The organism is Trinickia sp. Z7 (assembly GCF_056498045.1).
The window spans coordinates 11,632-24,122 of record NZ_JAUEQW010000024.1 but is presented as its reverse complement, the minus strand read 5'-3'; the positions used below and the strand labels follow the sequence as shown (position 1 = coordinate 24,122).

Annotated in this window: 9 protein-coding genes; 7 read left to right on the top strand and 2 right to left on the bottom strand. The window is 63.2% G+C overall.

The features are described from left to right. The first annotated feature begins 30 nt into the window (after nucleotides 1-30). Both QQS38_RS24995 and QQS38_RS24990 read left to right on the top strand, forming a co-directional pair. Nucleotides 31-3,198: a multidrug efflux RND transporter permease subunit gene (locus tag QQS38_RS24995; RefSeq protein WP_479648030.1), complete on the top strand. Its 3,168-nt coding sequence runs from the start codon at nucleotides 31-33 to the stop codon at nucleotides 3,196-3,198. Nucleotides 3,199-3,206: 8 nt separating this feature from the next. Beyond that, nucleotides 3,207-3,809, top strand: coding sequence for a helix-turn-helix domain-containing protein (locus QQS38_RS24990; protein WP_479648051.1), 603 nt, complete (start codon nucleotides 3,207-3,209; stop codon nucleotides 3,807-3,809). A gap of 51 nt (nucleotides 3,810-3,860) precedes the next feature. Here QQS38_RS24990 and QQS38_RS24985 read toward each other — a convergent pair whose 3' ends face one another. Together QQS38_RS24985 and QQS38_RS24980 are read right to left on the bottom strand one after the other, a co-directional pair. Further along, a complete protein-coding gene (locus QQS38_RS24985) occupies nucleotides 3,861-5,252 on the bottom strand; it encodes a hybrid sensor histidine kinase/response regulator (protein ID WP_479648029.1) in 1,392 nt (463 codons plus the stop codon). 348 nt (nucleotides 5,253-5,600) lie between these two features. Beyond that, nucleotides 5,601-6,119, bottom strand: a complete 519-nt coding sequence (locus tag QQS38_RS24980; RefSeq protein WP_479648028.1) for a hypothetical protein — start codon at nucleotides 6,117-6,119, stop codon at nucleotides 5,601-5,603. 416 nt (nucleotides 6,120-6,535) lie between these two features. On the opposite strand from QQS38_RS24980, the gene QQS38_RS24975 reads away from it, so the two are divergent. The 5 genes from QQS38_RS24975 to QQS38_RS24955 all read left to right on the top strand — a co-directional run bounded on the left by QQS38_RS24975 (nucleotide 6,536) and on the right by QQS38_RS24955 (nucleotide 12,481). Next, a complete protein-coding gene (locus tag QQS38_RS24975; protein ID WP_479648027.1) occupies nucleotides 6,536-8,071 on the top strand; it encodes an efflux transporter outer membrane subunit in 1,536 nt (511 codons plus the stop codon). A gap of 61 nt (nucleotides 8,072-8,132) precedes the next feature. Further along, nucleotides 8,133-9,389: an efflux RND transporter periplasmic adaptor subunit gene (locus QQS38_RS24970; RefSeq protein WP_479648026.1), complete on the top strand. Its 1,257-nt coding sequence runs from the start codon at nucleotides 8,133-8,135 to the stop codon at nucleotides 9,387-9,389. A gap of 59 nt (nucleotides 9,390-9,448) precedes the next feature. Then, nucleotides 9,449-10,144 (top strand): ABC transporter ATP-binding protein, encoded by a 696-nt coding sequence (locus QQS38_RS24965; protein ID WP_479648025.1) that lies wholly within the window; start codon nucleotides 9,449-9,451, stop codon nucleotides 10,142-10,144. 16 nt (nucleotides 10,145-10,160) lie between these two features. Then, nucleotides 10,161-11,306: an ABC transporter permease gene (locus QQS38_RS24960; RefSeq protein ID WP_479648024.1), complete on the top strand. Its 1,146-nt coding sequence runs from the start codon at nucleotides 10,161-10,163 to the stop codon at nucleotides 11,304-11,306. Then, entirely contained in the window at nucleotides 11,303-12,481 is a 1,179-nt protein-coding gene (locus QQS38_RS24955) for an ABC transporter permease (RefSeq protein WP_479648023.1), read from the top strand. Before QQS38_RS24960 ends, QQS38_RS24955 begins: the two co-directional genes overlap by 4 nt. Nucleotides 12,482-12,491: the final 10 nt, after the last annotated feature.

Genomic DNA, 12,491 nt, shown 5'->3' with positions numbered 1-12,491 from the left:
AGCGTTGATAACAACGGAGGATGCAAGCACGTGCCGTCATTTTTCATCGACCGTCCGGTGTTCGCATGGATCGTAGCGCTCGCGATCATCGTTGCGGGTGCGCTGGCTTTGCCGATGCTGCCCGTCGCGCAGTATCCCCGGCTCGCGCCCCCGCGCGTCATCATCGATGCGCAGTATCCGGGCGCGTCTGCGGAACAGGTCGATAGCAACGTCGCGAGCTTGATGGAGCAGAGCCTGGACGGCGCGGAGGGCCTGCAGTACTACGAGACGTCGAGCGACGCGCTAGGCGACGTCGAAATCGTCGCAACGTTCGCCGCCGGCATCAATCCCGATCTGGCGATGGTCGACGTGCAGAACCGCCTGAAGCAAATCGAGCCTCGGTTGCCGCAGCCCGTGGTGCAGCAGGGCATTTCGGTGTTCAAGGCGGCGAATACGTTTCTGATGCTCGTGACGCTCGTGTCGACGGACGGAACGCGCGATTCCGCAGCTCTGAGCGACTACTTGAACCGGTTCTTGCTGCGGGAGCTCAAGCGCACGCCGGGCGTGGGCGCGGCGCAACTGTGGGACGCCGATCGCGCAATGCGGGTATGGCTCGATCCCATGAAGTTGCGCGAGTACGGGCTTTCCCCGGCCGATGTGTCGGCGGCGATTCGCGCGCAGAACGCGACGGTCACTGCGGGGGCGATAGGCGATGCGCCGGCCGTCGACGGGCAGGCGTTGACGGCCTCGGTCACTGTGCGCGGCCAGTTGCGCACGGCGCAGGAGTTCGCCGCCATCGTGCTCAAGGCGCGGCCCGACGGCTCGGTCGTGAGGCTTGGCGATGTCGCGCGTGTCGAACTCGGGCGCGATACCTACACTTTCTGGTCGCGCTTGAACGGCAAGCCGGCCGCGACGGTCGGCATCCAACTCGGGCCGCTGGGCAACGCGCTCGAAACATCGAACGCGATCCACCGGCGCGTGGCGGAACTGTCGAAAACCCTGCCGCCCGGGATCGCCGTCGAGATACCGTATGACGGCGCGCACTTCGTCAAGATTGCGATTAGCGAGGTCCTGCTCACCCTGATCGAAGCGATCGTGCTCGTGTTTTGCGTGATGTGGCTCTTTCTGCGCGATCTACGCTATACGCTCGTGCCCACGGTCGTGATTCCGGTCGCGCTGATGGGCGCATTCGCGGCCATGTACGCGTTCGGGCTGTCGATCAACGTGTTCACCTTGTTCGGGCTGGTGCTGGCAATCGGGATTCTGGTGGACGACGCGATCGTCGTCGTCGAGAACATCGAGCGCATCATGCGCGACGAAGGGCTTGCGCCGCGTGAAGCGACGCGAAAGGCGATGGCGCAGATCGGTGGGGCGATCGTGGGCGTCACGGCCGTTTTGACGGCGGTATTCGTGCCGATGGCGTTCTTCGACGGCGGCGTCGGTGGCATCTATCGTCAATTCTCGATCGCCATGATTGCGGCGATCCTCGTTTCCGCTTTCATGGCGCTCTCGCTGGCCCCCGCACTGTGCGCGAACTTGCTCAAGCCGCGGCGCAATGAGGACGTGATGCGCCACGGCGTGACAGCCGGGCGGTTTCTTCTGTGGTTTGAACGCGCGTCGGTCCGCTATCGTGGGCTCGTCGCGAAGTTGCTTCGCTCTCCCAAGCGTTTCTTCGCCGCGCATCTCGTCATGATTGGTATCGGCGCGGTGTTGTACGCGTCGTTGCCGAGCGGTTTTTTGCCGACCGAGGACCAAGGCCAGCTTCAGGTGATGGTGCAATTGCCGCCGGGGGCATCGCAGCAGCGCACCTACGCGGTGATTCGCCAGGTCGAGGACGAGCTTCATCGGCAAAGTGCGGTCGAGAATGTGACGAGCGTGATCGGTTGGAGCTTTGCGGGCAGCGGTCAGAGCGTTGGCATGGCGTTCGTCGCCCTCAAGGATTGGTCGCGGCGCAACATCGATGCGTTGGCGTTGCGCGACCGCTTGAATCGATCGTTCGACAAGATCGGCGATGGCGAGGTGATCGCGCAGTTGCCGCCTTCGGTTCCGGGAATGGGACACGCGGAAGGCTTCACGTTTCATCTCGAGGACCGCGGTGGCATGGGCAGTGCCGGCTTGGAAGCGGCCCGCGAGCGTTTGCTCGAATTGGCGCGCAAGAGCGCCGTGCTGGCCGACGTCCATTCCGAGACGCTGCCCGATGCGCCGCGCGTCGTGCTCGAGATCGATCGGGCAAAAGCGTACGCGATGAACGTATCGTTCGACGCGATCGAAGACGTGCTCGGCAACACGTTCGGCGTGTCGTATATCGACGATTACCCGGCTGCGGGCCGCATGTTGCGCGTGCTGGTAGCGGCCGATTCCCAAGCACGCATGACCGATGCCGATTTGCTGAGTCTGGCCGTGCGCAATTCGGCCGGCAAAATGGTGCCGTTCTCTTCCTTTGCGTCGTTGAAGTGGTCGCGCGGCCCGACCGTGCTGGCGCGCTACAACGGCTACCCGTCGCTCGACGTGACGGGCCGTGCGGCGCAGGGCGACAGCTCCGGTGCGGCGATGGCGGAAATGGAGCGGCTGGCTGCGCAACTGCCGCAAGGGACGGCCTACGATTGGGCCGACGCGGCGCTAGCAGAAACGCAGGCTGCGCGGCAAACGCCGCTTCTCATCGGCCTATCGTTGCTCGCTGTTTTCATGGCGCTCGCCGCGCTCTATGAAAGCTGGTCGATTCCGCTTTCGGTGCTGATCGTCGTGCCGCTCGGCATGATCGGCTCGGTCGCGGCGATGCTCCTGCGGGGTCTGCCCAACGACATCTACTTCAAGATCGGGTTGGTTACCGTCATCGGGCTGGCCGGGAAGAACGCGATCTTGATCGTGCAATTCGCACGCGATGCGCGCGCTCATGGCGTCGCACTGGTCGAAGCGATCGTGCAAGCTTGCGCGATGCGTTTCAGGCCCATTGTGATGACTTCGGCGGCGTTCTTGCTAGGCGTCGTGCCGCTGGTATTTTCGAGCGGCGGCGGCGCGGAAAGCCGTCATTCGATCGGCACCGGTGTGTTCGGCGGCGTCATCGCAGCGACGGTCCTCGGCCTAGTGTTCACGCCCGTTGCGTTCCATGTCGTCATGCGTGCAACGCTGCGGCGCGCTTCATCGGTCAGCGAGGGCATAGCGCAGAACGAGCAAGCGAGTTCCGACAGCGTAACGGATCCCGAAAGGGAGTCGTCATGAAAGACGGCATGAGGCGCCACCGAAAGACTTGCGAGCAGGGCACGTGGATCGAGGGCGACCGGGCGCATTCCACCGTGCTCGGGTCGAAAATTCGTTCCTTGCGCCAGCGCTTGGCGCTGACGCTCGACGAGACTGCCACGCGCGCGGGCATCTCCACGCCGTTCTTGTCGCAGATCGAGCGCGGTCGGGCGCGGCCTTCGGTCGCGACCCTAGTGGCGATCGCCCGCGTGCTGGGCGTCGAAGTGCAGTATTTGCTCGATGCGCCGCGTGAAGAGCGATACGTCGCGCGCGGCGATCAGCTGACGTTTTTCGGTTTCGCCGATGCCGACAAGCGTTTCGCGCGGCTCACGCAGGTCATGGCGGGCGGGCGCATGGAAGCGCTGCTCGTGCGCATCCCCGCCGGGCGCAAGCTCGACGACCTTACCGCGCGCGCGGGCGAGCAGTTCTGGTATGTGCTCTCGGGCACCGTGACGTTGACGCTCGAAGGCAAGACCTACGTTTTCCGCAACGGTGATTCGGCGCATTACGATTCGACCGATGCGCATCATTGGGAAAACACGGGCGAGCAGGAGGCCTTGCTCATGTGGGTCGGCACGCCCAACCTTTTATAGGGGGCACGGGGCGCAAGCGAGGCAAGCGCCGAAAGCGAATAGCCGAGGCGGTTACGGCGCTGCTGAGCGCGGTTTTGTCCGCACCTGCGCGATGGCGCTCAACAACGCATCGAGCATCACGGGCTTGGTCAAGTGCGCATCGAACCCGGCCCGCTCGGCCTCTTCGACATCGGATGTTCTGCCGAAGCCACTGAGCGCGATGGCCTTGATCGATTCGAACTCGGGCCGCCGGCGCACGGCCTGAATCAACTCCAACCCGCTCATGCCGGGCATGCCGAGATCCGACAAGATCACCGATGGCGTCAGCTTGGCGAGCGATTCGAGCGCTTCCTCGCCGCTCGTTGCGATCGTCACCGCTGCGCCTTCCATTTCGAGCAGCAGTTTGAAGGCCTCGAGCGTGTCCTCGTCGTCGTCGACGATCAACACGCGTTCACCTCTCAAGAAGGTGGTCGAGTTCGGGCCGCCGGCCGCATGGGGGACCGTCTCGACGATGCGCGGCAGCTTGACCGTGAAGGTCGCACCGCGCCCGATACCCTCGGAATGGGCGTGTACTTGGCCGCCATGGATCGCGACCAGCTCTTTGACGAGCGATAGCCCGATACCGAGGCCGCCGCGCACGGCCGCAGCGGTGACACGGCTTTGCCGGTACATCTCGAAGATATGCGGCAGCGTAGCCGGATCGATGCCGACGCCGTTGTCGGACACGCTCAGGACCGCGTCATGTTCGTCGATCGAAAGCTGCACGGCGATTTTGCCGTCGCCCTCGGTGAACTTGAGCGCATTGCTGACGAGATTCCAGACGATCTGCTCGACCCGTGTCAGGTCGGCGTTCACCGATACCGGCTCGCTCGGCACCGAAAGCCGGAAATCGACATCCTTGCGCTGTGCTTCGTCGTGCATCGTGTGACAGATGCGTTGCACGACTTCTTTGAGGTCGACGGGCCGCCGCGTGATCGACAGTTTGCCGGTGCGCAGACGCGACATGTCGAGCAAATCGTCGATGATCTGTGCTTGCCCGATGACCGTACGGCGTATCGTATCGGCCGCTCTGGCAATCGCGGCGTTTGCATGCGCCTCGGGCGAGCGCGCGATGAGCTCCGTATTCGCGCTGATCAGGTTCAGTGGATGCTTCAGTTCGTGGGATACGACCGCCAGGAACTCGTCGCGCCGCCGCTCCACTTCGCCGTTGATCTTGCTTGTCTCCGCGGCCTTGGCGCTGAGCTCGGCTTTGACGATCCGCAGCGCTTCGTTTGCCGCCTGCAGTTGCTCGCGCGTGCGCCGCAACTCGTGTTCGAGTTGGGAGATGAGGGGCTGGCCCGCATCGTCGGTATGCCCTTCGCCATGAAGCGCGGCGCTCGCGTGCGCCGCCTCGAACCGCTCTTTGGCGCCGTTCGAGGGGACGTCACGGCTTTCGGGCGAACGTCCTCGGCTGTGATCAGACATAGCGATTGTTATGCACAAATGGAGTGAGCTGGCACCGGCGGCGCCGGCGCCTCGCGACGGGTGGTTCGCGATGGACTCGCCGGCAACCCGGCATGATTCGCACCGGCACGCGGCCTTTCGCTTCGTTTGGGGGCTGCCTCGGTGTATATGATACGCAACCACTTGCATATCGCGCGAGGGTCCAGCCCTTTGTCGGGCTCGAGGAGCGTATGCGCCCGAACGCAGCGGCAAAGCGTTGCGTTCCTTGAGGCAACGGGCGTTAAGCGGGGACGACGTGCCAACGGGCGTTGTCACGGGAAAGCAATTGTCGTTCCATCCCCTAGGGGCGGACGCTTCGATGCGCTCGCTTCATTCGAAGCTAGGAACGCCCGCATCGCGGCTTCTGGCCTCCATCGATCGAACCACCACGTTGAGCGCGCGCCCGAGCGGCAGGCCGGCCAAGAGGCCCCATACGGAAAATGTGATGAATTCGAAAGAAATGGAGGTGCTCCATGACGCATGGGCGGCCACCGCGTAGTGCTGGACGAATTTGCAGGCAAAGGAGAGCAGAAGCGTTACGAGCAAGCTCGGATCGCCCGGTATCCGCACCTTGATGCGCTTATCCGTGACATTGAACTGCAGCCGCCAACGGCTCGCGTGCATCCAACCGAGGCCCGCGCCAAGGGCCAGCATTGCGAGCGACACGACATTCATCGAGAGATCGGCGCCCGGGAATGCCCGCTCGAGGCTCGCTGCCCCGAGGGCCAGGAAGCCGAGCGGGAATACGAGCAGGCGCTCCGGGCGCATTGTGCGCGGAAAACACCGGCGCACCCCCACATAGACGAGTGCCGCGAGCAAAAAATAAACGTAAGTCGGAATGAAATGCATGGAATCGCTCCTTGCTTTTTTATGACGAGTCTTCGATGCGGCGCCTTTACGCGCGAACGAAGTCCAGTGTATTGGCGCTCCGATACGCTTGGGGCTTCGTGCGACGAATCGCATGAAGCGCCGACGAAATGCCGCTAGCGCCGGTTAACGGGAAATAGCGCACTCATACGGGCCGTATCGACTCCTGAGTCTCGTAGTGAAGAGACTTTGGGGCGAGCGCAAGGCTATGCCGGACTCCTTGAGCGAGTCGAGCGGGGCTATCGATGCGGGCGCGGGCGTCGCTTCGGCGATGCGACTATCGATAAAAGAAAGCGGGCGCTATACTCTGTGCCGCATTTGATCTCCCGATAGCCCGCTTCATTTTTACCTCCGTCGCCAGATCGGGGGAATTGAGTCGAATAGCCCCAATTCGGTATATGGAAAACAAAGAGCGTGGCCAATTGCGTCGAGTAAGCCCCGAATGCCATGCGCGCACGCGGCGTGGCGGCGTTGCGGCGGTGTTGTTCTCGTGCGCCGCGTTGCTTGCCTGCGGCGGTTGCGCCGTCGGTCCCGATTTCAAACCGCCGGCGGCGCCCGCCACGGCCAGCCTGACACGCGAGCCGCTGCCTGCGCAAACGCAAGCCACGCCGATCGAGGGCGGCGCCGCGCAACGCTTCGATCCCGCGGCTCAGCTTTCGTCGCAGTGGTGGACTTCGTACGGATCGGCCCAACTCGATGGGCTCGTCGCAACTGCGTTGGCCAATAGTCCGACGATCGCTTCGGCGCAAGCCGCGTTGCGTGTTGCGCAAGAACAGGTGAACGCGCAGCGCGGCGGGTTGTTTCCGTCGATCGGCGGCAGCGCGGGCGCCACGCGAGAAAAGCTGAACGGCGCCGCTCAAGGCTTTCCGGGGTTCGGGGATTTTCTATTCACGCTTTACAACGCGTCGGTGAGCTTGTCGTACAACTTCGACGTGTTCGGCGGCGTGCGGCGCGGCATCGAGGCCCAAAAAGCCGGCCGCGACGCGCAGCGCGAGGAACTGCAAGCGACTTACCAGACGCTCGCGGCCAACGTCGTGACGGCCGCGGTGCTCGAAGCTTCGCTGCGCGCGCAAATTACCGCGACGGAAGAGCTCGTTGCCTCGGCGCAGCATGAGGTCGATTTGAGTCGTCGCGAGTTCGAGCTAGGCGGTGCGGCTCGTTCCGATGTTTTGTCGGCCGAATCGAATTTGGCGACCGTGCAAGCGACGTTGCCGCCGCTACGGCAGCAGCTTGCGGCTGCGCGCAGCCAACTCGCCGTTTATCTGGGCAAGCCGCCGAGCGAGTACGGCGAAGCCGCGTTCGACCTTGCCGCGCTGAAATTGCCGCTCGATATTCCGCTGATGGTGCCCTCCGAAATCGTGCGCCAAAGGCCCGATATCCGACGAGCCGAAGCCCAGTTGCACGAAGCGAGCGCGCAGATCGGCGTCGCGACGGCGAACATGCTGCCCCAGATCGGCATTACGGGCAGCTATGGCGAATCGACGTCTTCTTTCCGGTCGTTGTTCAACAGCACGGTATTTTCGCTGGGTGCGAACGTGACGGCGCCGTTGTTTCAAGGCGGCACGCTGAGCGCCAAGCGGCGTGCGGCGATCGCCACTTACGATCAATCGCTCGCGCAATACCGGCAAACCGTACTGCTCGCGTTCAAGAACGTGGCCGATGCGCTGCATGCATTGGACGCCGATGCCCAAACGCTGGCGGCGCAATATCGCGCGCAAACGGCCGCGGCCGACAGCTTGCATTTGATCGAACAGCGTTTTGGCCTCGGTGGCGCGAATCACCTCGAACTGCTCATCGCGCAGCAGCAGTATCAGCGCGCGCGCGTCGCTTATGTGCAGGCGTTGGCGGCGCGTTACCAAGACACGGCTGCGCTGTTCCTCGCATTGGGCGGCGATTGGAAGCGGGCGGGCGAAAGCGCGCAGGCCGATCGATAGCGGGCAGCGGGCAGGGTAGCGGTGGCAGGATCATCCAATACATATCGCGGAAGTCGATTACATGACCGATAAATCGGAGTTGTTGCGGCAGTTGCGGATCGATCGCGACGCACGGCCCACGGAGAGCACCTCGTCGCGGCGCCTGTGGTGGTGGCTGGCGGCGCTGATCGCTTTGCTGATCGCGCTCGGGGCGGCTGCTTTCTTTGGTTTGCATTCCGCCGCGCCGGCGGTGAAAGTGGCCGTCGCTCGGCCCGTAGCGACGGGCTCCGGCGCGCAAGGCGGAGCATCGATTCTCGATGCGTCGGGGTACGTCGTGGCGCGTCGTCAAGCTACGGTGTCGGCGAAGATCACGGGCAAGCTTTCACAGTTGTTCATCGAGGAAGGCATGCACGTGAAAGAGGGCGACGTCGTTGCCAAGCTCGACGATCGCAACGCAACGGCCACGCTGCTGCAAGCGAAGGCAGGCGTGACGCAGGCGCAAAGCACGCTGCTGCAGGCGAAGGCCGCGGCGGCCGATATCGCGCCGATCTACGCGCGCGATCGCAAGCTTGCCGCCGCGGGCGTGATCAGCACCACCGCGCTCGATCAGAGCAAGGCGAATTACGATGCGAAGCAGACGGATGTGGCCGTCGCGGAAGGCAATCTGGCCGTGCGCCGGGCGGCGCTCGAAGTGGCGCAGCGCGATCTCGACGATACGACCGTACGCGCGCCGTTCACGGGTGTCGTGACGAGCAAGAACGCGCAACCGGGGGAAATCGTTTCGCCGCTTTCGGCGGGGGGCGGTTTCACACGTAGCGGCATTTGCACGCTCGTCGATATGGATTCGCTCGAGGTCGAAGTCGACGTCAGCGAAAACTTCATCAGCCGCGTGCGCGCGGACGAACCCGCGACGCTCAAGCTGAACGCCTATCCCGACTGGAGCATCCCGGCCTACGTGATTGCGGTGGTGCCCACGGCCGATCGCAGCAAGGCGACGGTCAAGGTGCGCGTGGGCTTCAAGTCGCGCGACCCACGCATCTTGCCGGAGATGGGGGCGCGCGTCTCGTTCCTAAGCCGTGCGCGAAACGACGCGAACGGCGCGGCGAGCGCCGGCGCGGTCACGTTGCCGGCCGATGCGGTGCAGGCGAGCACCGGTTCGGCGACCGGCACGGTCTATGTGTTGCACGACGACACGGTGGAGCGCCGCGAAGTGAAGCTGGGCGCGCGCGACGCCGAGGCGCAAACGGTGCTCGCCGGGCTGTCTGCGGGCGAGCGCGTGGCGGTAGGCGATTTCACGAAATTGGCCGACGGCGCGCACGTGAAGGTCGTCGATCGATAAATCGGCAACGCAACCCTCGAACCCAGAATCCAGAATCGAGATCGAAGGAGCAAAGCGAAATGACTGCCATGGTGTCTCTGAAGGACGTCGTCAAGACGTACACGCGCGGCAAGCAAACAGTCGAAGTGCTGCACCATCTCGACATGCAAATTGCCGACGGCGACTTCGTCGCTCTGATGGGGCCGTCCGGATCGGGCAAGACAACGGTGCTCAATTTGATCGGGGGCATCGATCAGCCGACGAGCGGGGAAATCGTGGTCGCGGGCGAGCGCATCGATCAATTGCGCGGCGGCGGCCTTGCGCGTTGGCGTTCGAACAACGTCGGCTTCGTGTTTCAGTTCTACAACTTGATGCCGATGCTCACGGCAGAGCGCAACGTCGAACTGCCGTTGCTGCTCACTTCGCTGTCTAAAGGCGAGCGCGGCAAGCGCGTGCATGCGGCGCTCGCGATCGTCGGCTTGGAGGATCGCGCCAAGCACAAACCGTCGGAGTTGTCGGGCGGGCAAGCGCAGCGCGTGGCGATTGCCCGCGCGCTCGTGTCCGATCCGCAGTTGCTCGTATGCGACGAGCCGACGGGCGATCTCGACCGCACCACGGCGGACGAAATCTTGCACTTGCTGCAGGTGCTCAACCGCGAGTACGGCAAGACGATCGTCATGGTCACGCACGATCAAAAGGCGGCCGACTATGCAACGCATACGCTGCATCTCGACAAGGGCCGATTCGTCGAAGAGCGGCAAAAGACGGAAGCCTAACGCGAGGGCGTAGACGATGAAATTCATCCCGCTGATATGGGCGATGCTTTGGCGCAAGAAGGTGCGAACTTCGCTGACGCTGCTCTCCATCGTGATCGCATTTCTGCTGTTCGGCATGCTGCAAGGCGTGAACTCGGCGTTCAAGCAAACCATCGAACGTTCGAACGTCAATCGCCTCGTGGTGACGAACAAGATCTCGATCACAGAAAGCCTGCCGTACGCCTACATGAACCAGCTCGAAACGATCCCAGGCGTGCAGCGCGTCTCGCACGAATCGTGGTTCGGGCCTTATTACCAGGATCCGAAAAACTTTATCGCCGCGTTTCCGGTCGAGCCCGAGCGCGAGTTTCCGGCACACCCGGAGATGATCGTCGCCAAGGACCAACTTTCCGCACTCGAGCACACGCGCGACGGCGCGATCATCGGCGCGGGCTTGGCGAAAAAGTACGGATGGAAGATCGGCGATCGCATTCCGCTGCACTCCACGATTTGGGTGAAAGCCTCGGACGGTAATTCCGATTGGGATTTCACGATCGTCGGCATCTATGAAGTGCCGAGCGAACGTTCGCGCGAAGACGCCATGTTCTTCAACTACAAGTACTTCGACGAAGCGCGCAGCTTCGCGAAGGGCAAGGTGGGCTGGTACATCGTGCAGGTGAAAGACCCCAGCCAATCGGCGCAGATCGCGGCAGAGATCGACCGCCGCTTCGCCAATTCGCCCGACGAAACCAAGACGCAAACGGAGAAGGAGTTCCAACAGTCGTTCATGAAGCAGATCGGCGACATCAATCTCATCGTCACCTATATCCTCTTCGCCGTTTTCTTCGCGCTGTTGTTCGCGGTCGGAAGCACCGTCATGCAGGCCGTGCGTGAGCAAGTGCCCGAATTGGCCGTGCTCAAGACACTCGGCTTTTCCGATACGCGCATGCTCGTGCTCGTTCTCGTGCAATCGCTGGCGCTGTGCGTTTTTGCAGCGCTGCTCGGGCTTGCCATAGCCGATCTGCTCTTTCCGATGCTGCGCGGCACGCTCGGCGTGGTCGAAATGCCCGTGACCGTCATCGCCGAAGGCGTGCTGATGGCCGCGCTGCTCGCTGTGGCGACAGGCATCGTTCCGGCTTGGCGCGCCAAGCGGCTCGTCATCGTGGAGGCACTGCGCTCATGATCAAGCAAATCGTTGCCGTGACGTCGATGAACCTGCGCAGTTTGCCGCAGCGCATCGGTACGGCGTGGGTCATCGTGATCGGTATTGCCGTGACTGTGGCGGTCATGGTTTCGGTATTGGCGATGGCCGCGGGTTTTCAACGCACGTTGAAGGGCACGGCACGCGCCGACCGGGCCATCGTGCTGCGCGCGGGCTCGCAGGCCGAGCTCGAGAGCACCATCGATCGAGAAAACGCGCAGACGATCATGGATGCGCCCGGTGCGCGCAAAGACGAAGCCGGACGGCCGGTTGCTTCGGCCGAAGCGGTCGTGATCGTCGCCTTGCCGCAAAAGAAGGATGGGGCCGACGCGAACGTCACGTTGCGCGGGGTCGGGGCAAACGCGGCGAAGCTGCGGCCTGAAATGCACTTGATTGCCGGACGGATGTTTCGCCCCGCCGTGCGCGAATTGATCGTCGGCAAATCGGCCGTGGCGCAGTTCAAGGGGCTCGATCTCGGCAGCCGCATCGCCTTTCGCGACTCCGAATGGACCGTCGTCGGTATTTTCGAAAGTGGCGGCGATGCACACGAGTCGGAGTTGCACGGCGATGCCGAGACCGTGCTTTCCGCGTATCGGCGCAATGTGTTCCAATCCGTGACGGTCATGCTCGATTCGGCGGCTGCGTTCGATCGATTCAAGAGTGCGTTGACGACCGACCCGACGCTCAAGGTGGGCGTCCAGCGCGAGGCCGATTATTACGCGGCGCAATCGCGCAATTTGTCGAAGCTTTTGAATCTGCTTGCGTATTTCGTGGGCGGCATCATGGCGCTAGGGGCGTGCTTCGGTGCGCTCAACACGATGTACACGGCGGTGTCCACACGCAGCCGTGAAATCGCGACGCTGCGCGCGATCGGCTTCTCCGGCATGCCGATCGTGATTTCGGTGTTGGTCGAGTCGCTGCTGCTTTCCATCATCGGCAGTGCGATCGGCTCCGGTGCGGCATGGCTGTTCTTTAACGGCAACACCGTCAACACCCTCGGCGCGGGGTTCACCCAGGTCGTGTTTCATTTGACGGTCACCGCCTCGTTGCTCGTCTCGGGGGTGTTCGTTGCCTGCACGATCGGTATGCTCGGGGGCTTGCTACCGGCGGTGCGTGCGGCGCGATTGCCGATCGCAACGGCGCTGCGGGCAAGTTGAAGCGCTCTCT

Coding starts and splice junctions, on each gene's coding strand:
- QQS38_RS24990 (WP_479648051.1), top strand. CDS start 3,207: ATGAGGCGCCACCGAAAGACTTGCGAGCAGGGCACGTGGATCGAGGGC.
- QQS38_RS24985 (WP_479648029.1), bottom strand. CDS start 5,252: ATGTCTGATCACAGCCGAGGACGTTCGCCCGAAAGCCGTGACGTCCCC.
- QQS38_RS24980 (WP_479648028.1), bottom strand. CDS start 6,119: ATGCATTTCATTCCGACTTACGTTTATTTTTTGCTCGCGGCACTCGTC.
- QQS38_RS24975 (WP_479648027.1), top strand. CDS start 6,536: ATGGAAAACAAAGAGCGTGGCCAATTGCGTCGAGTAAGCCCCGAATGC.
- QQS38_RS24970 (WP_479648026.1), top strand. CDS start 8,133: ATGACCGATAAATCGGAGTTGTTGCGGCAGTTGCGGATCGATCGCGAC.
- QQS38_RS24965 (WP_479648025.1), top strand. CDS start 9,449: ATGACTGCCATGGTGTCTCTGAAGGACGTCGTCAAGACGTACACGCGC.
- QQS38_RS24960 (WP_479648024.1), top strand. CDS start 10,161: ATGAAATTCATCCCGCTGATATGGGCGATGCTTTGGCGCAAGAAGGTG.
- QQS38_RS24955 (WP_479648023.1), top strand. CDS start 11,303: ATGATCAAGCAAATCGTTGCCGTGACGTCGATGAACCTGCGCAGTTTG.